This is a genomic window from Pseudomonas sp. (assembly GCF_046581935.1).
Taxonomy (GTDB): Bacteria; Pseudomonadota; Gammaproteobacteria; order Pseudomonadales; family Pseudomonadaceae; genus Aquipseudomonas.
The window spans coordinates 68875-90751 of the sequence record NZ_JAYGFK010000023.1 but is presented as its reverse complement, the minus strand read 5'-3'; the positions used below and the strand labels follow the sequence as shown (position 1 = coordinate 90751).

The 21877-nt window shown below is 54.8% G+C and carries 26 protein-coding genes; all 26 read left to right on the top strand.

Translation table 11 applies throughout. The annotated features are described in order from the left end of the window. Window positions 1-136 precede the first annotated feature (136 nt). The 26 genes from rpoB (at window position 137) to rpmD (ending at window position 21874) form a co-directional block, all read left to right on the top strand. Window positions 137-4210, top strand: a complete 4074-nt coding sequence (gene rpoB, locus VCA57_RS20380; RefSeq protein ID WP_411187037.1) for a DNA-directed RNA polymerase subunit beta — start codon at window positions 137-139, stop codon at window positions 4208-4210. Window positions 4211-4274: 64 nt separating this feature from the next. After that, entirely contained in the window at window positions 4275-8474 is a 4200-nt protein-coding gene (gene rpoC, locus VCA57_RS20375) for a DNA-directed RNA polymerase subunit beta' (RefSeq protein ID WP_411187035.1), read from the top strand. A gap of 153 nt (window positions 8475-8627) precedes the next feature. After that, on the top strand, window positions 8628-8999 hold the full coding sequence (gene rpsL / locus VCA57_RS20370; RefSeq protein WP_003463319.1) for a 30S ribosomal protein S12: 372 nt from the start codon (window positions 8628-8630) through the stop codon (window positions 8997-8999). A gap of 135 nt (window positions 9000-9134) precedes the next feature. Beyond that, window positions 9135-9605 (top strand): 30S ribosomal protein S7, encoded by a 471-nt coding sequence (gene rpsG, locus VCA57_RS20365; RefSeq protein ID WP_010490886.1) that lies wholly within the window; start codon window positions 9135-9137, stop codon window positions 9603-9605. A 30-nt stretch (window positions 9606-9635) separates the two neighbouring features. After that, a complete protein-coding gene (gene fusA, locus VCA57_RS20360; protein ID WP_411187032.1) occupies window positions 9636-11741 on the top strand; it encodes an elongation factor G in 2106 nt (701 codons plus the stop codon). Between the two features lie 30 nt (window positions 11742-11771). Then, a complete protein-coding gene (tuf, locus tag VCA57_RS20355) occupies window positions 11772-12965 on the top strand; it encodes an elongation factor Tu (protein WP_411187030.1) in 1194 nt (397 codons plus the stop codon). Window positions 12966-13106: 141 nt separating this feature from the next. Then, the gene (gene rpsJ, locus VCA57_RS20350) at window positions 13107-13418 is read left to right on the top strand and encodes a 30S ribosomal protein S10 (RefSeq protein ID WP_013789756.1); all 312 of its coding nucleotides are present in this window, start codon (window positions 13107-13109) and stop codon (window positions 13416-13418) included. Between the two features lie 84 nt (window positions 13419-13502). Beyond that, on the top strand, window positions 13503-14138 hold the full coding sequence (gene rplC, locus VCA57_RS20345) for a 50S ribosomal protein L3 (RefSeq protein WP_411187027.1): 636 nt from the start codon (window positions 13503-13505) through the stop codon (window positions 14136-14138). Window positions 14139-14150: 12 nt separating this feature from the next. After that, window positions 14151-14753, top strand: a complete 603-nt coding sequence (gene rplD, locus VCA57_RS20340) for a 50S ribosomal protein L4 (protein WP_411187025.1) — start codon at window positions 14151-14153, stop codon at window positions 14751-14753. After that, on the top strand, window positions 14750-15049 hold the full coding sequence (rplW, locus tag VCA57_RS20335; RefSeq protein WP_411187023.1) for a 50S ribosomal protein L23: 300 nt from the start codon (window positions 14750-14752) through the stop codon (window positions 15047-15049). Before rplD ends, rplW begins: the two co-directional genes overlap by 4 nt. Before the next feature lie 14 nt (window positions 15050-15063). Beyond that, window positions 15064-15888, top strand: a complete 825-nt coding sequence (gene rplB / locus VCA57_RS20330; protein WP_411187021.1) for a 50S ribosomal protein L2 — start codon at window positions 15064-15066, stop codon at window positions 15886-15888. A gap of 16 nt (window positions 15889-15904) precedes the next feature. Next, window positions 15905-16180 carry a 30S ribosomal protein S19 gene (rpsS, locus tag VCA57_RS20325; protein ID WP_010486981.1) on the top strand — a complete coding sequence of 92 codons (276 nt, stop codon included), beginning with the start codon at window positions 15905-15907 and terminating at the stop codon, window positions 16178-16180. An 11-nt stretch (window positions 16181-16191) separates the two neighbouring features. Next, entirely contained in the window at window positions 16192-16524 is a 333-nt protein-coding gene (rplV, locus tag VCA57_RS20320) for a 50S ribosomal protein L22 (RefSeq protein WP_003210077.1), read from the top strand. 13 nt (window positions 16525-16537) lie between these two features. Continuing rightward, window positions 16538-17224, top strand: coding sequence for a 30S ribosomal protein S3 (gene rpsC / locus VCA57_RS20315; protein WP_305624932.1), 687 nt, complete (start codon window positions 16538-16540; stop codon window positions 17222-17224). 12 nt (window positions 17225-17236) lie between these two features. Continuing rightward, on the top strand, window positions 17237-17650 hold the full coding sequence (gene rplP / locus VCA57_RS20310) for a 50S ribosomal protein L16 (RefSeq protein WP_042552939.1): 414 nt from the start codon (window positions 17237-17239) through the stop codon (window positions 17648-17650). Further along, the gene (rpmC, locus tag VCA57_RS20305; protein WP_002555481.1) at window positions 17650-17841 is read left to right on the top strand and encodes a 50S ribosomal protein L29; all 192 of its coding nucleotides are present in this window, start codon (window positions 17650-17652) and stop codon (window positions 17839-17841) included. The genes rplP and rpmC overlap by 1 nt, the downstream gene beginning before the upstream one ends. 2 nt (window positions 17842-17843) lie before the next feature. After that, window positions 17844-18110, top strand: coding sequence for a 30S ribosomal protein S17 (gene rpsQ, locus VCA57_RS20300; protein WP_090243097.1), 267 nt, complete (start codon window positions 17844-17846; stop codon window positions 18108-18110). A 22-nt stretch (window positions 18111-18132) separates the two neighbouring features. Next, on the top strand, window positions 18133-18501 hold the full coding sequence (rplN, locus tag VCA57_RS20295; protein ID WP_014854220.1) for a 50S ribosomal protein L14: 369 nt from the start codon (window positions 18133-18135) through the stop codon (window positions 18499-18501). 11 nt (window positions 18502-18512) lie between these two features. Beyond that, complete coding sequence (rplX, locus tag VCA57_RS20290) at window positions 18513-18827, top strand: 50S ribosomal protein L24 (RefSeq protein WP_008374158.1); 315 nt, start codon at window positions 18513-18515, stop codon at window positions 18825-18827. 20 nt (window positions 18828-18847) lie between these two features. Beyond that, the gene (gene rplE / locus VCA57_RS20285) at window positions 18848-19387 is read left to right on the top strand and encodes a 50S ribosomal protein L5 (protein ID WP_069519905.1); all 540 of its coding nucleotides are present in this window, start codon (window positions 18848-18850) and stop codon (window positions 19385-19387) included. A 13-nt stretch (window positions 19388-19400) separates the two neighbouring features. After that, a complete protein-coding gene (gene rpsN, locus VCA57_RS20280; protein ID WP_238042671.1) occupies window positions 19401-19706 on the top strand; it encodes a 30S ribosomal protein S14 in 306 nt (101 codons plus the stop codon). Window positions 19707-19887: 181 nt separating this feature from the next. Beyond that, window positions 19888-20280, top strand: coding sequence for a 30S ribosomal protein S8 (gene rpsH / locus VCA57_RS20275; RefSeq protein WP_090243103.1), 393 nt, complete (start codon window positions 19888-19890; stop codon window positions 20278-20280). Window positions 20281-20293: 13 nt separating this feature from the next. Further along, the gene (gene rplF / locus VCA57_RS20270) at window positions 20294-20827 is read left to right on the top strand and encodes a 50S ribosomal protein L6 (protein WP_411187015.1); all 534 of its coding nucleotides are present in this window, start codon (window positions 20294-20296) and stop codon (window positions 20825-20827) included. A gap of 10 nt (window positions 20828-20837) precedes the next feature. Then, window positions 20838-21188, top strand: coding sequence for a 50S ribosomal protein L18 (rplR, locus tag VCA57_RS20265; RefSeq protein ID WP_079204532.1), 351 nt, complete (start codon window positions 20838-20840; stop codon window positions 21186-21188). A 3-nt stretch (window positions 21189-21191) separates the two neighbouring features. Next, window positions 21192-21692, top strand: coding sequence for a 30S ribosomal protein S5 (rpsE, locus tag VCA57_RS20260; protein ID WP_090255789.1), 501 nt, complete (start codon window positions 21192-21194; stop codon window positions 21690-21692). A gap of 2 nt (window positions 21693-21694) precedes the next feature. Then, complete coding sequence (gene rpmD / locus VCA57_RS20255; RefSeq protein ID WP_079204534.1) at window positions 21695-21874, top strand: 50S ribosomal protein L30; 180 nt, start codon at window positions 21695-21697, stop codon at window positions 21872-21874. Window positions 21875-21877 lie beyond the last annotated feature (3 nt).

Here is a 21877-nt window from a genome sequence, read left to right as displayed (position 1 = left end):
GGTCGGCGAATCGTTGGCTGATCTGGAGCGTGAAAACCCCGCCCAATGTGGCGGTGCAAACTTAGGGTTTGCAAGAGTTTCTGGCAACTCCCGTCGGAGGGGCCAAATAAGCAGGTGACCAAGCTGGGGAACGCTGATGGCTTACTCATATACTGAGAAAAAACGTATCCGCAAGGACTTTAGCAAGTTGCCGGATGTCATGGATGTGCCTTATCTCCTGGCCATCCAGCTGGATTCGTATCGCGAATTCCTGCAGGCAGGAGCGACCAAGGATCAGTTCCGCGACATTGGCCTGCATGCGGCCTTCAAGTCTGTTTTCCCGATTATCAGCTATTCCGGCAATGCTGCTCTGGAATATGTCGGTTATCGCTTGGGCGAGCCGGCTTTTGATGTCAAGGAATGTACGCTACGCGGCGTGACCTATGCTGTGCCGCTGCGAGTAAAAGTCCGTCTGATCATTTTCGACAAAGAATCGTCGAATAAAGCGATCAAGGACATCAAAGAGCAAGAAGTGTACATGGGCGAAATTCCGCTCATGACTGAGAACGGCACCTTTGTTATCAATGGTACCGAGCGCGTTATCGTTTCCCAGTTGCACCGTTCCCCGGGTGTGTTCTTCGACCACGACCGTGGCAAGACGCATAGCTCGGGCAAGCTGCTGTACTCGGCTCGCGTTATTCCTTACCGCGGCTCTTGGCTGGACTTCGAGTTTGATCCGAAGGACGCCGTGTTCGTGCGTATTGACCGTCGTCGCAAACTGCCAGCTTCCGTGCTGCTGCGTGCGCTGGGTTACAGCACTGAAGAAGTGCTGGATGCCTTCTATGCGACCAACGTATTCCATGTGAAAGGTGAGAGCCTCAACCTGGAACTGGTACCGCATCGCCTGCGTGGCGAAATTGCCGTTCTCGATATCCTGGATGAGAAAGGCAAAGTCATCGTTGAGCAAGGCCGTCGTATTACTGCGCGCCACATCAATCAGCTGGATAAAGCTGGTATTAAAGAGCTGGAAGTGCCGATCGACTACCTGATCGGTCGCACCTCGGCTAAGGCCATCGTGCACCCGGCTACTGGCGAAATCATCGCTGAGTGCAACACCGAGCTGAACGTTGAGATCCTGGCCAAAGTGGTTAAGGCTCAGGTTGTACGCATTGAAACGTTGTACACCAACGACATCGATTGCGGTCCGTTCATCTCTGACACGCTGAAAATCGACAGCACCACCAATCAGTTGGAGGCGCTGGTCGAAATCTATCGCATGATGCGTCCTGGCGAGCCGCCAACCAAGGATGCTGCCGAGACCCTGTTCAACAACCTGTTCTTCAGCCCTGAGCGCTATGACCTGTCTGCGGTCGGCCGGATGAAGTTCAACCGTCGTATCGGTCGTACCGAGATCGAAGGTTCGGGCGTGCTGAGCAAGGAAGATATCGTTGAGGTCCTCAAGACCCTGGTTGATATCCGCAACGGCAAAGGCATCGTCGATGACATCGACCACCTGGGTAACCGCCGTGTTCGTTGCGTAGGCGAAATGGCTGAAAACCAGTTCCGTGTTGGTCTGGTGCGTGTTGAGCGTGCGGTCAAAGAACGTCTGTCGATGGCTGAAAGTGAAGGCCTGATGCCGCAAGACCTGATTAACGCCAAGCCGGTTGCGGCTGCCGTTAAAGAGTTCTTCGGTTCAAGCCAGCTCTCGCAGTTTATGGACCAGAACAACCCGCTCTCCGAGATTACCCACAAGCGCCGTGTTTCGGCTCTTGGCCCGGGCGGTCTGACCCGTGAGCGCGCTGGCTTCGAAGTCCGTGACGTACACCCGACCCATTACGGCCGTGTGTGCCCGATTGAGACTCCTGAAGGTCCGAACATCGGTCTGATCAACTCCCTGGCTGCCTATGCGCGTACCAACCAGTACGGCTTCCTTGAGAGCCCGTACCGTGTGGTGAAAGACACTCAGGTGACTGACGAAATCGTCTTCCTGTCCGCCATCGAAGAGGCTGATCACGTTATCGCCCAGGCTTCGGCGACCATGAATGACAACGGCCAACTGGTTGATGAGTTGGTGGCAGTACGTCACCTCAATGAATTCACCGTTAAAGCGCCTGAAGACGTCACCCTGATGGACGTCTCGCCTAAGCAGGTAGTTTCGGTTGCCGCTTCGCTGATTCCGTTCCTCGAGCACGACGACGCCAACCGTGCGTTGATGGGTTCGAACATGCAGCGTCAAGCTGTACCAACTCTGCGTGCTGATAAGCCGCTGGTCGGTACTGGTATGGAGCGCAACGTAGCGCGTGACTCCGGCGTTTGCGTCGTGGCTCGCCGTGGCGGTGTGATCGATTCGGTTGATGCCAGTCGTGTTGTGGTTCGCGTCAATGACGACGAAGTTGAAACTGGCGAAGCCGGTGTCGACATCTACAACCTGACCAAATACACCCGTTCCAACCAAAACACCTGCATTAACCAGCGTCCGCTGGTGAGCAAAGGTGACAAGGTTGAGCGCAGCGACATTCTGGCCGATGGTCCGTCCACCGATATGGGTGAGCTGGCTCTGGGGCAGAACATGCGCGTCGCGTTTATGCCGTGGAATGGTTACAACTTCGAAGACTCCATCTGTCTCTCCGAGCGCGTGGTGCAAGAAGATCGTTTCACCACGATCCACATTCAGGAACTCACCTGTGTGGCGCGTGACACCAAGCTCGGTTCGGAAGAAATTACTTCTGACATCCCGAACGTCGGTGAGTCTGCACTGAACAAGCTGGACGAAGCAGGCATCGTGTATGTCGGCGCTGAAGTCGGCCCTGGCGACATTCTGGTAGGTAAAGTGACGCCGAAGGGCGAAACCCAGCTGACCCCAGAAGAGAAACTGCTACGTGCGATCTTTGGTGAGAAGGCGTCCGACGTTAAGGACACCTCCCTGCGTGTGCCAACTGGCACCAAAGGTACCGTTATCGACGTACAGGTCTTCACTCGTGACGGCGTTGAGCGTGATGCTCGTGCTCTGTCGATCGAGAAGAGCCAGCTCGATGAGATCCGTAAGGACCTCAACGAAGAGTTCCGTATCGTTGAAGGCGCAACTTTCGAGCGCTTACGTTCCGCTTTGGTTGGTAAGAAAGCCGAAGGCGGTGCTGGCCTGAAGAAAGGCGCTGAGATCACCAATGAGGTCCTCGACGGCCTTGAGCACGGCCAGTGGTTCAAGCTGCGTATGGCTGACGATGCACTGAACGAGCAGTTGGAAAAGGCTCAGGCCTACATTTCCGATCGCCGTCAGTTGCTCGACGACAAGTTTGAAGACAAGAAGCGCAAGCTGCAGCAGGGCGATGACCTGGCTCCAGGCGTACTGAAGATCGTCAAGGTTTACCTGGCAATCCGCCGTCGCATCCAGCCGGGTGACAAGATGGCTGGTCGTCACGGTAACAAGGGTGTTGTCTCGGTGATCATGCCGGTTGAAGACATGCCGCACGACGTCAACGGTACACCGGTCGACATCGTGCTTAACCCGCTGGGCGTACCTTCGCGTATGAACGTTGGGCAGATCCTCGAAACTCACCTGGGCCTTGCGGCCAAAGGTTTGGGTGAGAAGATCAACCGTATGCTCGAAGAGCAGCGTAAGGTCGCCGAGCTGCGTAAGTTCATGCAGCAGATCTACAACGAGATTGGCGGTCGTCAAGAAAGCCTGGATGAACTGAGTGATCAGGAAATCCTGCGTTTGGCGCACAACCTCAAAGGTGGTGTGCCAATGGCCACCCCGGTGTTCGACGGTGCCAAGGAAAGCGAAATCAAGGCCATGCTGAAACTGGCAGACCTGCCAGAAAGCGGCCAGATGCGCCTGATCGACGGTCGTACTGGTAACCAGTTCGAGCGCCCGACCACCGTTGGCTACATGTACATGCTGAAACTGAACCACCTGGTGGACGACAAGATGCACGCGCGTTCCACGGGTTCCTACAGTCTGGTTACTCAGCAGCCGCTGGGTGGTAAGGCGCAGTTCGGTGGTCAGCGCTTCGGGGAGATGGAGGTCTGGGCACTGGAAGCCTATGGTGCCGCCTACACCCTGCAGGAAATGCTGACCGTGAAGTCGGACGACGTGAACGGCCGTACCAAGATGTACAAAAACATCGTGGACGGTGATCACCGTATGGAGCCAGGCATGCCTGAGTCCTTCAACGTACTGATCAAAGAGATCCGTTCGCTCGGTATCGATATCGATCTGGAAACCGAATAACACGTGACGCGAATCGGCGGTGGAGCGCTTTGCTCCATCGCCAGCTCCGCCAGGAGGAAAGGCCTTGAAAGACCTACTGAATTTGTTGAAAAACCAGGGTCAAGTCGAAGAGTTCGACGCCATCCGTATTGGATTGGCATCGCCTGAGATGATCCGTTCGTGGTCGTTCGGTGAAGTTAAAAAGCCGGAAACCATCAACTACCGTACGTTCAAACCTGAGCGTGACGGCCTGTTCTGCGCCAAAATCTTTGGCCCGGTAAAGGATTACGAGTGCCTGTGTGGTAAGTACAAGCGCCTGAAGCATCGTGGCGTGATCTGCGAGAAGTGCGGCGTTGAAGTCGCACTGGCCAAGGTTCGTCGTGAGCGCATGGCGCACATTGAACTGGCCTCGCCGGTTGCCCACATTTGGTTCCTGAAGTCCCTGCCTAGCCGTATCGGCTTGCTGATGGACATGACCCTGCGTGATATCGAGCGCGTTCTCTACTTCGAGAGCTATGTCGTTATCGATCCGGGCATGACCACCCTTGAAAAAGGCCAGCTGCTGAACGACGAGCAGTACTTCGAAGCCCTCGAAGAGTTCGGTGATGACTTCGACGCCCGCATGGGTGCTGAAGCCGTTCGCGAACTGCTGCACGCCATTGACCTGGAGCACGAGATTGGCCGTCTGCGCGAAGAGATTCCGCAAACCAACTCGGAAACCAAGATCAAGAAGCTGTCCAAGCGTCTGAAGTTGATGGAAGCCTTCCTCGGTTCCGGCAACCTGCCTGAGTGGATGGTGTTGACCGTTCTGCCGGTTCTGCCGCCAGATCTGCGTCCGCTGGTTCCGCTCGACGGTGGCCGTTTCGCGACGTCGGATCTCAACGATCTGTATCGCCGCGTGATCAACCGTAACAACCGCTTGAAGCGCCTGCTTGATCTGTCCGCGCCGGACATCATCGTGCGCAACGAAAAGCGCATGCTGCAAGAAGCGGTCGACGCCCTGCTCGACAACGGTCGTCGTGGTCGCGCCATCACTGGCTCGAACAAGCGTCCGCTGAAATCCTTGGCTGACATGATCAAGGGTAAGCAAGGTCGTTTCCGTCAGAACTTGCTCGGTAAGCGCGTGGACTACTCCGGTCGTTCGGTAATTACCGTAGGCCCGACTCTGCGTCTGCACCAGTGCGGTCTGCCGAAGAAGATGGCCCTTGAGCTGTTCAAACCGTTCATTTTCGGCAAGCTGGAAATGCGCGGTCTCGCGACCACCATCAAAGCGGCCAAGAAAATGGTCGAGCGCGAACTGCCAGAGGTTTGGGACGTTCTCGCCGAAGTGATTCGCGAACACCCGGTTCTCCTCAACCGTGCACCGACCCTTCACCGTTTGGGTATCCAAGCGTTTGAACCGGTACTGATCGAAGGTAAGGCTATCCAGCTGCACCCGCTGGTCTGCGCCGCGTACAACGCCGACTTCGACGGCGACCAAATGGCCGTGCACGTACCGCTGACACTGGAAGCCCAGCTGGAAGCGCGTGCGTTGATGATGTCGACCAACAACATTCTGTCGCCAGCCAACGGTGAGCCAATCATCGTTCCGTCGCAGGACGTTGTATTGGGTCTGTACTACATGACCCGTGAAGCGATCAACGCCAAAGGCGAAGGCCGCGTATTCGCTGACTTGCAGGAAGTTGACCGGGTTTTCCGTGGTGGCGAAGCCTCGCTGCATGCTCGCGTAAAAGTGCGCATCAACGAAGTGATCAAAGATCGCGACGGCACCATCACCAAGAACACCCGTATCGTCGACACCACTGTCGGCCGGGCGCTGCTGTTCCAAATCGTTCCGGATGGCCTGTCGTATGACGTGGTCAATCAGTCGATGAAGAAGAAGGCGATCTCCAAGCTGATAAACCAGTGCTACCGCACCGTTGGCTTGAAAGACACCGTAATCTTCGCTGACCAGCTGATGTACACCGGCTTCGCCTATTCGACCATCTCGGGTGTGTCGATCGGTGTAAACGACTTCGTTATCCCGGATGAGAAGGCGCGCATCATTGACGCCGCCACCGAGGAAGTTAAAGAGATCGAATCGCAGTACGCCTCCGGCCTGGTAACTCAGGGCGAGAAGTACAACAAGGTGATCGACCTTTGGTCCAAGGCCAACGATGAAGTCTCCAAAGCGATGATGGCCAACCTCTCGAAAGAGAAAGTGGTTGATCGTGAAGGCAAGACCGTTGACCAAGAGTCCTTCAACTCTATGTACATGATGGCCGACTCCGGTGCGCGGGGTTCTGCTGCGCAGATCCGTCAGCTCGCTGGTATGCGTGGTCTGATGGCTAAGCCGGACGGCTCGATCATCGAAACGCCGATCACCGCGAACTTCCGCGAAGGTCTGTCGGTTCTGCAGTACTTCATCTCGACGCACGGTGCTCGTAAGGGTCTTGCGGATACCGCGTTGAAAACCGCTAACTCCGGTTACCTGACCCGTCGTTTGGTTGACGTGGCCCAGGATCTGGTGGTGACTGCAATCGATTGCGGCACAGAGCATGGTCTGCTGATGACGCCGCACATTGAAGGCGGCGACGTGGTTGAGCCGTTGGGCGAGCGTGTACTGGGTCGTGTAATCGCTCAGGACGTGTTCAAACCAGGCACTGAAGAAGTCATCGTGCCGGCCGGTACTCTGGTCGACGAGCAGTGGGTTGAGTTCATTGAGCTGAACAGCATCGACGAAGTCATCGTGCGTTCGCCGATTACCTGTGAAACTCGCTACGGTATCTGTGCCAAGTGCTACGGTCGCGACCTGGCTCGTGGTCACCAGATCAACATCGGTGAAGCAGTTGGTGTTATCGCTGCTCAATCGATTGGTGAGCCGGGTACTCAGCTGACCATGCGTACGTTCCACATCGGTGGTGCGGCTAGCCGGACCTCGGCTGCTGATAGCGTACAAGTGAAGAATGGCGGTGCGGTACGCCTGCACAACCTGAAGCACGTTGAGCGGATCGACGGTAACCTGGTGGCGGTTTCCCGCTCCGGCGAGCTGGCGATTGCCGACGAGTTCGGTCGTGAGCGTGAGCGCTACAAGCTGCCATACGGTGCTGTGATTTCCGTGAAGGAAGGCGACAAGGTCGACGCTGGCGCAATCGTCGCCAAGTGGGACCCGCACACCCACCCGATCGTTACCGAAATGAAAGGTACCGTGACCTACGTGGGCATGGAAGAAGGCATCACCATCAAGCGTCAGACTGACGAATTGACGGGTTTGACCAACATTGAAGTCCTCGATCCGAAAGATCGTCCGGCTGCCGGTAAGGACATTCGTCCTGCTGTGAAGATGGTCGATGACAACGGCAAGGATCTGTTGCTGCCAGGCACTGACGTTATTGCTCAGTACTTCCTGCCAGCCAACGCCCTAGTCGGTGTAGCGAATGGTGCGAAGATCGCGATCGGTGATGTTATCGCTCGTATCCCGCAAGAAACCTCGAAGACTCGTGACATCACCGGTGGTCTGCCACGTGTTGCTGACTTGTTCGAAGCTCGTCGCCCGAAAGAAGCGTCGATCCTCGCGGAAATCAGCGGCACCATCGCGTTCGGTAAAGAAACCAAAGGCAAGCGCCGTTTGGTTATTACCCCGAACGACGGTAGTGATCCGTATGAAGAGCTGATTCCGAAGTGGCGTCACCTGAACGTGTTCGAAGGTGAGCAGGTTAACAAGGGTGAGGTTATCTCCGACGGTCCAAGCGATCCGCACGATATCCTGCGTTTGCTGGGTGTTAGCGCGCTGGCCAAGTACATCGTCAACGAGATCCAGGACGTGTACCGTCTGCAGGGCGTGAAGATCAACGACAAGCACATCGAAACCATCCTGCGTCAGATGTTGCGCAAGGTTGAAGTGGCTGAGTCGGGCGATTCCACCTTCATCAAAGGTGATCAGATGGAGCTTACCGCTGTACTGGGTGAGAACGAGCGTCTGGCAGCAGATGACAAGTTTGTCGCCAAGTACACTCGCGTGTTGCTGGGTATCACCAAGGCATCGTTGTCGACCGAGTCGTTCATCTCGGCGGCATCGTTCCAGGAGACCACTCGCGTGCTCACCGAGGCGGCAGTTACCGGTAAGCGTGACTTCTTGCGCGGTCTGAAAGAGAACGTGGTTGTAGGTCGCCTGATCCCGGCTGGTACCGGTTTGGCTTATCATGCTGAGCGCAAGCGCAAGCGTGATGCCGACAAGCCGGTCCGCGTTAGCGCCAGTGAAGTGGAAGCTGCACTGACCGAAGCGCTGAACTCCAGCGGTAATTAAGTACAAAGCCCCGCTAGCTTGCTAGTGGGGCTTTGTCTTGACTGGGGCGGTGAGTCTCTTTAGACTCATGCACCCCTAAATTTGGCAGGGCACGTGCTCTGCCATTTTGCTTATGTAGGGCAATAGCGTCGAAAGACAACAGTGGAGCTTAAGATGGCAACTATTAACCAGCTGGTACGTCAGCCGCGTAAGCGCATCGTCGAGAAATCCGACGTGCCTGCGCTGCAGAACTGCCCGCAGCGTCGTGGTGTGTGCACTCGCGTGTATACCACTACGCCGAAAAAACCTAACTCGGCACTGCGTAAAGTATGCCGTGTGCGTCTGACCAACGGTTTCGAGGTTTCCTCGTACATCGGCGGTGAAGGCCACAACCTGCAAGAGCACAGCGTCGTACTGATTCGTGGCGGTCGTGTAAAAGACTTGCCAGGTGTTCGTTATCACACCGTGCGCGGTTCGCTGGATACCTCCGGCGTTAAAGACCGTAAGCAGGGTCGTTCGAAGTACGGTACTAAGCGTCCGAAGTAATAGGCGTCTGAAGTATCCGGTGCGTGCACCGAATTGCAGTTTTTTATTTATCTGAGTCGATAAGAGTAAGGTCGGGCATCCATCTCAAGAGATGCAGTCCCGGGCTAACCTGAAGACCGTTTGAGGGCTTATCAAATGCCAAGACGTCGTGTAGCAGCCAAGCGCGAAGTGCTTGATGATCCAAAGTACGGAAGCCAAATCCTGGCCAAGTTCATGAACCACGTGATGGAAAGCGGCAAAAAAGCCGTTGCTGAGCGTATCGTTTATGGCGCGCTGGATAAGGTTAAAGAGCGTAAGAACAGTGATCCCCTGGAGATCTTCGAGAAAGCTCTCGACGCCATCGCTCCGCTGGTCGAAGTGAAGTCGCGCCGCGTAGGTGGTGCTACTTACCAGGTTCCTGTTGAAGTTCGCCCGTCCCGTCGTAACGCGCTGGCAATGCGCTGGTTGGTAGACTTCGCCCGTAAGCGTGGCGAGAAGTCTATGGCTCTGCGTTTGGCTGGTGAGTTGCTGGATGCCGCTGAAGGCAAAGGTGCTGCAGTTAAGAAGCGTGAAGACGTGCACCGTATGGCTGAAGCCAACAAGGCTTTCTCGCACTACCGCTTCTAATTTTAGCGTCACTCAACTTGCGAGGGCTTTATGGCTCGTACTACACCGATTAATCGCTACCGTAACATTGGTATCGTGGCTCACGTGGATGCTGGTAAAACCACCACCACTGAGCGCGTCCTTTTTTACACTGGCAAAAGTCACAAAATGGGCGAGGTGCATGACGGCGCCGCGACCACAGACTGGATGGTTCAGGAGCAGGAGCGTGGTATTACCATTACTTCTGCTGCTATCACCGCCTTCTGGAAAGGTTCTGAGAAACAGTACAAAGATGAGCACCGCTTCAACGTAATCGATACCCCTGGGCACGTGGACTTCACTATTGAAGTTGAGCGTTCGCTGCGTGTACTCGACGGCGCGGTCGTTGTGTTTTGCGGTACTTCGGGCGTTGAACCTCAGTCGGAAACCGTATGGCGTCAAGCCAACAAGTACGGCGTTCCGCGTCTTGTTTACGTAAACAAGATGGACCGTGCTGGTGCTGACTTCCTGCGCGTGATCGGTCAGATCAAGCAACGCTTGGGTCACACCCCGGTGCCGATTCAATTGGCTATCGGTGCTGAAGACAACTTCCAAGGTCAGATTGATCTGATCAACATGCAAGCTGTCTACTGGAATGATTCGGACAAGGGTATGGTCCCTGTTCGTAAAGACATTCCAGCTGAGCTGATGGAAGAAGCCGAGAAGTGGCGCGGCAACATGGTTGAGGCTGCGGCCGAAGCCAATGAAGAGCTGATGAACAAGTACCTCGAGGGTGAAGAGCTCACCAACGTGGAAATCAAGGCCGCTCTGCGTCAGCGTACTATTGCTGGCGAGATCGTCTTGGCTGTTTGTGGTTCTTCCTTCAAGAATAAGGGTGTTCCCCTGGTTCTCGACGCCGTTATCGACTTCCTGCCTGCTCCGACTGACATTCCTGCTATCAAGGGTACTAACCCTGATAACGAGGAAGAAGAGATGGAGCGTCACGCTGACGACAGCGAGCCGTTTTCGGCGCTGGCGTTCAAGATCGCGACCGACCCATTCGTGGGTACTCTGACCTTCGTCCGTGTTTATTCGGGCGTGTTGGCTTCCGGCGACGGTGTGATCAACTCGGTTAAAGGCAAGAAAGAGCGCGTGGGTCGTATGGTGCAAATGCACGCAAACGCCCGTGAAGAAATCAAGGAAGTGCGCGCTGGTGACATCGCGGCCTTGATCGGCATGAAGGACGTCACCACTGGTGAGACTCTGTGCAACGCTGACAAGCCAATCATTCTGGTTCGTATGGACTTCCCGGAGCCGGTTATTTCGGTTGCCGTAGAGCCTAAGACCAAGGATGACCAGGAAAAAATGGGTATCGCTCTGGGCAAGCTTGCTCAGGAAGACCCGTCTTTCCGCGTTAAGACTGATGAAGAGACTGGTCAAACGATCATCTCTGGCATGGGCGAGCTGCACCTGGACATCCTTGTTGACCGGATGCGCCGTGAGTTTAACGTCGAAGCCAACATCGGTAAGCCGCAGGTTTCGTATCGTGAGCGCATCACGAAGAACTGTGAAATCGAAGGCAAGTTCGTTCGTCAGTCCGGCGGTCGTGGTCAGTTCGGTCACTGCTGGATTCGTTTTGCTCCTGCTGACGAAGGTCAGGAAGGTCTGCAATTCGTGAACGAAGTAGTGGGTGGTGTGGTTCCTAAGGAATACATCCCGGCTATCCAGAAGGGTATCGAAGAGCAGATGAAGAACGGCGTCGTAGCCGGCTATCCGCTGATCGGCCTGAAGGCTACCGTGTTTGATGGTTCTTACCATGACGTCGACTCTAACGAGATGGCGTTTAAGGTGGCTGCTTCCATGGCAACCAAGCAACTGGCCCAGAAGGGCGGTGGTGAGTTGCTTGAGCCGATCATGGCGGTGGAAGTTGTTACGCCTGAGGACTACATGGGTGACGTGATGGGCGACCTTAACCGCCGTCGCGGCATGATCTTGGGTATGGAAGACACGGTCTCCGGCAAAGTTATTCGCGCTGAAGTACCGCTGGGTGAGATGTTCGGTTATGCAACCGATGTCCGTTCCATGTCTCAGGGTCGCGCAAGCTACTCTATGGAATTCAAAAAATACAACACAGCTCCGTCGCACATCGTCGAGTCTGTAACCAAAAAACAAGGCTGATTCAGCCCTTTAGGCAAGGAGTTAATTGTCGTGGCTAAAGAAAAATTTGATCGTTCCCTACCGCACGTCAACGTTGGCACTATCGGTCACGTTGACCATGGTAAAACCACTCTGACTGCAGCTCTGACTCGTGTTTGTTCCGAGGTTTTCGGTTCGGCCGTTGTTGATTTCGATAAGATCGACAGCGCCCCAGAAGAAAAAGCTCGTGGTATCACGATCAACACTGCGCACGTTGAGTACAACTCGAAGATTCGTCACTACGCTCACGTTGACTGCCCAGGTCACGCTGACTATGTGAAGAACATGATCACTGGTGCTGCGCAGATGGACGGCGCGATCCTGGTTTGTTCGGCTGCTGATGGTCCGATGCCGCAAACTCGTGAGCACATCCTGCTGTCCCGTCAGGTAGGCGTTCCGTACATCGTGGTTTTCCTGAACAAGGCTGACCTGGTAGACGACGCTGAGCTGCTGGAGCTGGTTGAGATGGAGGTGCGCGATCTGCTGAGCACTTACGACTTCCCAGGTGATGACACTCCGATCATCATTGGTTCCGCGCGTATGGCGCTGGAAGGTAAAGACGATAACGAAATGGGCACCACTGCTGTTCGTAAACTGGTTGAAACTCTGGATAGCTACATCCCAGATCCGGTTCGTCTGACCGACAAGCCGTTCTTGATGCCAATCGAAGACGTATTCTCGATCTCGGGTCGCGGTACTGTTGTGACCGGTCGTATTGAGCGCGGCATCGTTCGCGTTCAAGATCCGCTGGAAATCGTTGGTCTGCGTGATACCTCTGTCACCACCTGTACTGGTGTTGAAATGTTCCGCAAGCTGCTCGATGAAGGTCGTGCTGGTGAGAACTGTGGCGTTCTGCTGCGCGGCACCAAGCGTGACGACGTAGAGCGTGGCCAGGTTCTGGTCAAGCCAGGCTCGGTTAAGCCGCACACTACCTTCACTGCAGAAGTGTACGTGTTGAGCAAGGAAGAAGGCGGTCGTCATACTCCGTTCTTCAAAGGCTACCGTCCTCAGTTCTACTTCCGTACTACTGACGTAACTGGTAACTGCGAACTGCCGGAAGGCGTTGAGATGGTAATGCCAGGTGACAACATTCAGATGACTGTCACTCTGATCAAAACCATCGCAATGGAAGAAGGCCTGCGTTTCGCCATTCGTGAAGGCGGTCGTACCGTCGGCGCTGGCGTCGTAGCCAAAATCATCGCGTAAGTGATGGTTTGAGAAAAAGCCTCCGCTCGCGGGGGCTTTTTTATTGGGTTGACACCTGCTAGGAGCGTCTATAGAATCACGCCTCCTTTTAACGGGCGTATTGCGTCCGTTGGGAATAGCAGCTTGGAATCTGAGGTCAAAATGCAAAACCAACAAATCCGTATTCGGTTGAAGGCTTTTGACCATCGCCTGATCGATCAATCAACCCAGGAAATCGTGGAAACCGCGAAACGTACTGGTGCTCAGGTGCGTGGTCCGATTCCTCTGCCTACCCGCAAAGAGCGGTTCACTGTACTGACTTCCCCGCACGTCAACAAAGACGCGCGTGATCAGTATGAGATCCGTACTCATAAGCGTGTTCTGGACATCGTCCAGCCAACGGATAAAACCGTTGACGCGCTGATGAAGCTCGACCTTGCGGCTGGCGTGGAAGTGCAGATCAGCCTCGGCTAAGACCGTTTTAGGTTTTAGTCGTGTAACGCTCTGAAATGGGCGGCCATAGCGGGTGAAAGCCCCGTACACTCATGAGGTTACAACATGACTATTGGTGTAGTCGGTCGTAAGTGCGGTATGACCCGCATTTTCACCGAAGAAGGTGTCTCCATTCCGGTTACGGTCATTGAGATCGAGCCGAATCGCGTCACTCAGTTCAAAACTGAAGAGTCCGATGGCTATCGTGCGGTGCAAGTCACTGTCGGTGAGCGTCGCGCTTCTCGTGTCAGCAAGGCGCAAGCCGGTCACTTCGCGAAAGCGAATGTCGCGGCAGGTCGTACAGTTATGGAATTCCGTCTTGAAGAAGGCGATTACCAGGCTGGCGATCTGATCAACGCTGAAATATTCCAAGCTGGTCAACTGGTCGATGTGACTGGTCAGTCCAAGGGTAAAGGCTTTGCCGGTACCATCAAGCGTTGGAACTTCCGCGGCCAAGACAACACTCACGGTAACTCCGTGTCCCACCGTGTACCGGGTTCCATTGGCCAGTGCCAGACTCCGGGTCGCGTATTCAAGGGCAAAAAAATGTCCGGTCATATGGGCGCTGAGCGCGTGACCGTGCAGTCCCTCGAAGTAGTGCGCGTCGACGCTGAACGCAATCTGTTGTTGGTCAAGGGTGCTGTTCCTGGCGCTACTGGCGGCAACCTGGTTGTACGTCCAGCGGCCAAGGCTCGCGGTTAAGGGGAAGCTGACATGCAATTAAATGTAAATGGCGCTCAAGCCATCGAAGTATCCGAAGCCACTTTCGGCGGCGCATACAACGAGACCCTGGTTCATCAAGCAGTCGTGGCCTATATGGCTGGCGGCCGTCAAGGCAGCAAGCAGCAGAAGACTCGTTCCGACGTGTCTGGCGGCGGCAAGCGTCCATGGCGTCAAAAGGGTACTGGCCGCGCTCGTGCGGGTACTACTCGTGGTCCGATCTGGCGTGGCGGTGGTGTAACCTTCGCAGCGCGTCCGCAGAATCATGATCAAAAGCTGAACAAGAAGATGTATCGCGCGGCTATCCGTTCGATTCTTGCTGAGCTGGTGCGTACTGATCGCTTGATCGTGGTTGAAGACTTCAGCGTTGACGCGCCGAAGACTAAAGACCTGCTGAGCAAGCTGAATGGCATGGGCCTGACCGATGTGCTGATCGTGTCTGATGCTGTTGATGAAAATCTGTACCTGGCTGCCCGTAACCTGCCACATGTCGATGTTCGCGACGTGCAGGGTTCCGATCCGGTCAGTCTGATCGCGTACGAGAAGGTGCTGGTCACCGTTTCTGCCGTGAAGAAATTCGAGGAGCTGCTGGGATGAACCAGGAACGCGTATTTAAAGTGCTGCTTGGCCCGCACATCTCCGAGAAGGCAACACTTCTGGCTGATAAAAAAAGCCAATTCGTTTTCAAAGTTGCAGTTGATGCAACCAAGCTGGAAATCAAGAAGGCCGTCGAAAGCCTGTTCAGCGTGAACGTTGCTGCTGTCAATACCGTGAATGTTCTCGGTAAGACTAAGCGCACCGCTCGTGGTCTGGGCAAGCGTAACGACTGGAAGAAAGCGATCATTTCGCTTGAACCAGGCCAAGATCTCGATTTCGCCAGCAGTGCTGAGTAAGGAAGGGGTGCATCATGGCAATCGTTAAATGCAAACCGACTTCCCCTGGCCGCCGTTTTGTGGTCAAGGTGGTCAACAAGGAGCTTCATAAAGGCGCTCCCTACGCTCCGCTGCTCGAGAAGAAGTCGAAGACTGGCGGTCGTAACAACAATGGTCGTATCACCACCCGTCATATCGGTGGTGGCCACAAGCAGCATTATCGTCTGGTCGATTTTCGTCGCAACGACAAAGATGGCATTCCAGCCACTGTTGAGCGTATTGAATATGATCCGAACCGTACCGCACACATCGCTCTGTTGATGTATGCAGACGGCGAGCGTCGCTACATCATCGCCCCTAAAGGCGTGAGTGCAGGCGATCAGCTGGTAGCTGGCATCATGGCGCCGATCAAGCCGGGCAACAGTCTGCAACTGCGCAATATTCCAGTTGGTAGCACTGTTCACGGTATCGAACTGAAGCCGGGTAAAGGTGCTCAGATCGCTCGTTCCGCTGGTGCTTCGGCTCAGCTGATTGCGCGTGAAGGTGTCTACGTGACCCTGCGTCTGCGTTCCGGTGAGATGCGTAAAGTACTGGCCGAGTGCCGTGCGACCCTGGGTGAAGTCTCGAACTCCGAGCACAGCCTGCGTTCGCTGGGTAAAGCTGGTGCCAAGCGCTGGCGTGGCGTTCGCCCAACCGTTCGTGGTGTTGCCATGAACCCGGTTGACCACCCACATGGTGGTGGTGAAGGTCGTACCTCTGGTGGTCGTCATCCGGTGTCTCCATGGGGCTTCCCGACGAAGGGCGCGAAGACTCGTGGTAACAAACGCACCGACAACATGATCGTCCGTCGTCGCAAGTAAATAGAGGGATACGACAGTGCCACGTTCTCTGAAAAAAGGTCCTTTTATTGATCTTCACCTACTGAAGAAGATCGAAGTGGCGGTGGAAAAGAATGATCGCAAGCCAGTGAAAACCTGGTCGCGTCGTTCGATGATCCTGCCACAAATGGTCGGTCTGACCATTGCTGTACACAACGGTCGTCAACATGTCCCAGTTCTTGTGAACGAAGACATGGTCGGTCACAAACTGGGCGAATTTGCCGGCACTCGTACCTATCGTGGGCACGTGGCTGACAAGAAAGCCAAGCGTTAAGGGGTTAGGAAATGGAAGTAGCCGCTAAGTTGTCGGGCGCTCGAATCTCCGCCCAGAAAGCCCGCTTGGTCGCCGACCAGATCCGCGGGAAGAAGGTGGGCGAAGCGCTCAACCTGTTGGCTTTTAGCAGTAAAAAAGCCGCGGAAATCATCAAGAAAGTGCTGGAGTCGGCTGTAGCCAACGCCGAGCACAACGAAGGCGCAGACGTTGATGACTTGAAGGTCAGCACCGTTTTCGTCAACGAAGGGCGTTCGCTGAAGCGCATCATGCCGCGTGCCAAAGGCCGCGCTGATCGCATCGTCAAGCGGTCTTGCCATATCACTGTCAAGGTTGCGGACAAGTAACGGAGTCGATCAGATGGGTCAGAAAGTACATCCCATTGGCATTCGCCTGGGAATCGTCAAGGAGCACACCTCCGTCTGGTACGCCAGCGGTCGGACTTATGCGGACTATTTGTTCGCTGATCTGAAGGTGCGCGAGTATCTCCAAGACAAACTAAAAAGCGCGTCCGTAAGCCGTATCGACATTGCTCGTCCGGCTCAAACTGCACGTATCACCATCCACACCGCCCGTCCCGGTATCGTGATTGGCAAAAAAGGTGAAGATGTTGAGAAACTGCGTCAGGACCTGACCAAGCAAATGGGTGTGCCTGTGCACATCAATATCGAAGAGATCCGCAAGCCGGAGCTCGACGGTATGCTGGTTGCGCAGAGCGTAGCTCAGCAGCTGGAGCGTCGTGTGATGTTCCGTCGCGCTATGAAGCGCGCTGTACAGAACGCCATGCGTATTGGTGCCAAGGGCATCAAAATCCAAGTGAGCGGTCGTCTCGGTGGTGCTGAAATCGCACGTACCGAATGGTATCGCGAAGGTCGTGTGCCGTTGCACACCCTGCGTGCCGATATCGACTATGCCACGTACGAAGCGCACACCACTTATGGTGTGATCGGTGTCAAGGTTTGGATCTTCAAAGGCGAAGTAATTGGTGGTCGCCATGAAGAACTGAAACCACAAGCACCTGCGCCTCGTAAAAAAGCTGCTAAGTAAGGGGTACGCCAAATGTTGCAACCAAAGCGTACGAAGTTCCGTAAGCAGATGACCGGCCACAACCGTGGTCTGGCTCAGCGCGGTAGCAAAGTTAGCTTCGGCGAGTTCGCGCTGAAGTCTGTTGCCCGCGGTCGTCTCACCGCCCGTCAGATTGAGTCCGCTCGTCGTGCTCTGACTCGTCACGTTAAGCGTGGCGGGAAAATCTGGATTCGCGTTTTCCCGGACAAGCCAGTTACCAAGAAGCCTCTCGAAGTGCGGATGGGTAAAGGGAAGGGTAGCGTTGAGTATTGGGTAGCCCAGATCCAGCCAGGCAAAGTCCTGTATGAGATCGAAGGCGTTTCCGAAGAGTTGGCGCGTGAGGCTTTCGCCCTGGCTGCTGCAAAGCTGCCGCTCGCCACCACTTTTGTTAAGCGGACGGTGATGTGATGAAGGCGAATGAACTTCGTGAAAAATCAGCACAGCAGCTGAACGAGCAACTGCTCGGCCTGCTGCGCGACCAGTTCAATCTGCGTATGCAGAAAGCAACTGGCCAGTTGGGGCAGTCTCACCTGCTCTCGCAAGTTAAGCGCGACATCGCTCGTGTGAAAACTGTGCTCAACCAGCAGGCAGGTAAGTGATCATGGCTGAAGCCGAAAAAACAGTCCGTACGCTGACCGGCCGTGTCGTCAGCGACAAGATGGACAAGACCATCACCGTATTGATCGAGCGTCGCGTTAAGCACCCGATCTACGGTAAATATGTCAAGCGTTCGACCAAGCTGCACGCTCACGACGAAACCAATCAGAGCAAAATCGGTGACAAAGTTTCCATTCGCGAAACCCGTCCCGTTGCCAAGACTAAGTCTTGGGCGCTGGTTGAGATCCTCGAACGCGCAGTGGAAGTCTAAGGGCTAAGGGTCGGAGAAATATATGATTCAGACTCAATCCATGCTCGACGTCGCTGACAACAGCGGTGCTCGTCGCGTTATGTGCATTAAGGTGCTGGGCGGTTCGCACCGTCGTTATGCTGGCATCGGCGACATCATCAAAGTTACCGTTAAGGAAGCAATTCCGCGCGGTAAGGTGAAGAAAGGCCAAGTGATGACTGCTGTTGTAGTCCGCACTCGCCACGGTGTTCGTCGTCCAGACGGCTCCATTATTCGCTTTGATGGCAACGCTGCTGTTCTGCTGAACAACAAGCAAGAGCCGATCGGCACCCGTATTTTTGGGCCAGTGACTCGTGAGCTTCGTAATGAGAAGTTCATGAAGATCGTCTCGCTCGCCCCTGAAGTGCTGTAAGGAGATCCGACATGCAAAAGATTCGTCGTGACGACGAGATCATCGTGATCGCCGGTAAAGACAAAGGTAAGCGTGGCAAGGTGCTCAAGGTTCTCGCTGACGACCGTTTGGTCGTTGGTGGGATCAACCTAGTGAAGCGCCATACCAAGCCGAACCCGATGTCGGGCGTTCAGGGCGGTATCGTCGAGAAAGAAGCGCCTCTGCACGCTTCTAACGTGGCCATCTTCAATGGCGAAACCAACAAGGCTGACCGTGTTGGTTTCAAAGTCGAAGAAGGTAAAAAAATTCGTGTCTTCAAGTCGACCCAAAAAGCGGTTGATGCTTGAACACTGCTAGGTAGAAGACCATGGCACGACTAAAAGAGATTTACCGGAAAGAAATTGCGCCGAAGCTTAAGGAAGAACTTAAGCTCGCCAACGTGATGGAAGTTCCGCGCATCACCAAAATCACCCTTAACATGGGCCTGGGCGAAGCAATCGGTGACAAGAAAATCATCGAGCACGCTGTTGCCGACCTGGAAAAGATCTGCGGTCAGAAAGTCGTTGTGACTCATGCCCGTAAGTCGATTGCAGGCTTCAAGGTTCGTGAGGGCTGGCCGATCGGCGTTAAAGTTACTCTGCGCCGTGAGCGTATGTATGAGTTCCTGGATCGTCTGCTGTCTATCTCCCTGCCTCGGGTTCGCGACTTCCGCGGCCTGAATGCCAAGTCCTTCGATGGTCGTGGCAACTACAGCATGGGCGTTAAAGAGCAGATCATCTTCCCGGAAATCGACTACGACAAGATCGATGCTCTGCGTGGTCTGGATATTACCCTGACCACCACTGCCCGTACGGATGATGAAGGTCGCGCCCTGCTGCGTGCTTTCAAATTCCCGTTCCGCAACTGATAGGAGCTGGATCATGGCCAAAATGAGCATGAAAAACCGTGAGCTGAAGCGTCAGCAAACGGTAGCCAAGTACGCTAAGAAGCGTGCCGAGCTGAAAGCTACCATCGCCGATCTGAACGCCAGTCCGGAAGCGCGTTGGGAAGCTCAAGTAGCACTGCAGAAGCAACCGCGTGATGCAAGCGCTTCGCGCCTGCGTAATCGCTGCCGCATTACTGGTCGACCGCACGGCGTTTATCGCAAGTTCGGTCTGTCGCGTATCAAGCTGCGTGAAGCTGCTATGCGTGGTGATGTACCAGGCCTGGTTAAAGCCAGCTGGTAAAAACAAAGCCGGCCTAGCGCCGGCTTTGTCTTATATGTGAATCAGGCCCCATTGGGGCTTGATTCATTTTTGATCAGTCTCTAGAATGCTCGGCTCGCCTGAGCCTGGGTTAACCATTCCCGGAGTTTTCAGCGACTGTAGCCGCAAGGCTAATTCTTTTTGTATCAGGAGCGTCTAGCCCATGAGTATGCAGGACCCGTTAGCGGACATGCTAACTCGTATCCGTAATGCCCAGATGGCTGAAAAGTCCGTCGTAAGCATGCCGTCTTCCACGTTGAAGGTGGCTGTAGCCAAAGTTTTGAAAGACGAAGGTTATATTGCGGGTTATCAGATCAGTGGTGAAGTTAAGCCACAGCTGTCCATCGAGCTGAAATACTTCGAAGGCCGTCCGGTTATCGAAGAAGTTAAGCGCGTAAGCCGTCCAGGCCTTCGCCAATATAAATCCTCTGATGATCTGCCGAAAGTTCGTGGCGGTCTCGGGGTTTCCATCGTCTCCACCAATAAAGGTGTGATGACGGACCGCGCTGCGCGCGCTGCCGGTGTCGGCGGCGAAGTGCTTTGCACAGTGTTCTAAGGGGGGAATAAGCATGTCTCGCGTTGCTAAGAACCCCGTTACGCTGCCCGCTGGTGTTGAGGTCAAACTCGCCGGCCAACAGCTTTCGGTAAAGGGTGCCAAGGGTACTCTCGAACTGAATGTTCACTCGTCCGTTGAGATTCTGCATGAAGCCGGTGAGTTGCGTTTCGCTGCTCGCAATGGTGATCAGCAGACTCGCGCCATGGCTGGTACTACTCGTGCGCTGGTCAACAATATGGTGATCGGTGTTAGTGCTGGCTTCGAGCGTAAGCTGCAGCTGGTTGGTGTTGGTTACAAAGCGCAAGCCAAAGGTCAGGTGCTGAACCTCGCTCTCGGCTACTCCCATCCGATCGACTATGAGTTGCCGGACGGTGTGGTTGCTGAAACCCCGAACCAGACCGAGATCCTGATTAAGGGTGTCGACAAGCAACTGGTTGGTCAGGTCGCTGCGGAGATTCGTGACTTCCGTCGTCCTGAACCTTATAAGGGCAAAGGTGTTCGTTACGCTGACGAAGTCGTCCGCCGTAAAGAAGCCAAGAAGAAGTAGGGCATAGCAAATGACCGACAAAAAAGTTACTCGACTGCGTCGCGCTCGCAAAGCACGTCTGAAAATGCACGAGCTCGAAGCCGTGCGTCTCTGCGTGTATCGCTCTTCGCAGCACATCTATGCCCAGGTCATTTCGGCCGACGGCAGCAAGGTTTTGGCCAGCGCCTCTACCTTGGACAAAGCACTGCGTGACGGCGCCACTGGCAACGTCGACGCGGCCAAGAAAGTTGGTGAGCTGGTTGCTGAGCGTGCGAAAGCCGCTGGTGTGACTCAGGTTGCATTCGACCGTTCTGGCTTCAAGTACCACGGCCGCGTCCAGGCGCTGGCTGATGCTGCTCGTGAAGGCGGGCTGGAGTTCTAAGTTATGGCAAATAACGACCAAAAGCGCGACGAAGGTTATATCGAGAAGCTGGTACAGGTTAACCGTGTTGCCAAAACCGTTAAGGGTGGCCGTATCTTCACTTTCACCGCGTTGACCGTGGTTGGTGATGGTAAGGGTCGCGTCGGTTTCGGCCGTGGCAAGTCCCGTGAAGTGCCTGCTGCTATCCAGAAAGCTATGGAAGCTGCTCGTCGCAACATGATCCAGGTGGACCTGAACGGTACCACTCTGCAGTACGCAATGAAGTCTGCTCATGGCGCCTCTAAGGTGTACATGCAGCCTGCTTCTGAAGGTACCGGCATTATCGCTGGTGGCGCAATGCGTGCCGTTCTGGAAGTGGCTGGTGTGCAGAACGTTCTGGCTAAGTGCTACGGCTCGACTAATCCGGTGAACGTGGTTTACGCCACTTTCAAAGGTTTGAAAGCTATGCAGTCGCCTGGTTCTGTTGCGGCTAAGCGTGGCAAGAGCGTCGAGGAGATTCTCTAATCATGGCTAATACCGTAAAAGTCACGCTGATCAAAAGCATGACCGGTCGCATTCCTAACCATAAGCTCTGCGTTAAGGGCTTGGGTTTGCGTCGCATCGGTCACACCGTAGAAGTACTGGATACTCCCGAGAATCGCGGGATGATCAACAAGGCTTACTACATGCTGCGAGTCGAGGGTTAATAC

Bases quoted from the DNA above. Each gene is read 5' to 3' on its own strand.
- rpoB (WP_411187037.1), top strand. From the start codon at position 137: ATGGCTTACTCATATACTGAGAAAAAACGTATCCGCAAGGACTTTAGC.
- rpsL (WP_003463319.1), top strand. From the start codon at position 8,628: ATGGCAACTATTAACCAGCTGGTACGTCAGCCGCGTAAGCGCATCGTC.
- rpsG (WP_010490886.1), top strand. From the start codon at position 9,135: ATGCCAAGACGTCGTGTAGCAGCCAAGCGCGAAGTGCTTGATGATCCA.
- fusA (WP_411187032.1), top strand. From the start codon at position 9,636: ATGGCTCGTACTACACCGATTAATCGCTACCGTAACATTGGTATCGTG.
- rpsJ (WP_013789756.1), top strand. From the start codon at position 13,107: ATGCAAAACCAACAAATCCGTATTCGGTTGAAGGCTTTTGACCATCGC.
- rplC (WP_411187027.1), top strand. From the start codon at position 13,503: ATGACTATTGGTGTAGTCGGTCGTAAGTGCGGTATGACCCGCATTTTC.
- rplD (WP_411187025.1), top strand. From the start codon at position 14,151: ATGCAATTAAATGTAAATGGCGCTCAAGCCATCGAAGTATCCGAAGCC.
- rplW (WP_411187023.1), top strand. From the start codon at position 14,750: ATGAACCAGGAACGCGTATTTAAAGTGCTGCTTGGCCCGCACATCTCC.
- rplB (WP_411187021.1), top strand. From the start codon at position 15,064: ATGGCAATCGTTAAATGCAAACCGACTTCCCCTGGCCGCCGTTTTGTG.
- rplV (WP_003210077.1), top strand. From the start codon at position 16,192: ATGGAAGTAGCCGCTAAGTTGTCGGGCGCTCGAATCTCCGCCCAGAAA.
- rpsC (WP_305624932.1), top strand. From the start codon at position 16,538: ATGGGTCAGAAAGTACATCCCATTGGCATTCGCCTGGGAATCGTCAAG.
- rplP (WP_042552939.1), top strand. From the start codon at position 17,237: ATGTTGCAACCAAAGCGTACGAAGTTCCGTAAGCAGATGACCGGCCAC.
- rpmC (WP_002555481.1), top strand. From the start codon at position 17,650: ATGAAGGCGAATGAACTTCGTGAAAAATCAGCACAGCAGCTGAACGAG.
- rpsQ (WP_090243097.1), top strand. From the start codon at position 17,844: ATGGCTGAAGCCGAAAAAACAGTCCGTACGCTGACCGGCCGTGTCGTC.
- rplN (WP_014854220.1), top strand. From the start codon at position 18,133: ATGATTCAGACTCAATCCATGCTCGACGTCGCTGACAACAGCGGTGCT.
- rplX (WP_008374158.1), top strand. From the start codon at position 18,513: ATGCAAAAGATTCGTCGTGACGACGAGATCATCGTGATCGCCGGTAAA.
- rplE (WP_069519905.1), top strand. From the start codon at position 18,848: ATGGCACGACTAAAAGAGATTTACCGGAAAGAAATTGCGCCGAAGCTT.
- rpsN (WP_238042671.1), top strand. From the start codon at position 19,401: ATGGCCAAAATGAGCATGAAAAACCGTGAGCTGAAGCGTCAGCAAACG.
- rpsH (WP_090243103.1), top strand. From the start codon at position 19,888: ATGAGTATGCAGGACCCGTTAGCGGACATGCTAACTCGTATCCGTAAT.
- rplF (WP_411187015.1), top strand. From the start codon at position 20,294: ATGTCTCGCGTTGCTAAGAACCCCGTTACGCTGCCCGCTGGTGTTGAG.
- rplR (WP_079204532.1), top strand. From the start codon at position 20,838: ATGACCGACAAAAAAGTTACTCGACTGCGTCGCGCTCGCAAAGCACGT.
- rpsE (WP_090255789.1), top strand. From the start codon at position 21,192: ATGGCAAATAACGACCAAAAGCGCGACGAAGGTTATATCGAGAAGCTG.
- rpmD (WP_079204534.1), top strand. From the start codon at position 21,695: ATGGCTAATACCGTAAAAGTCACGCTGATCAAAAGCATGACCGGTCGC.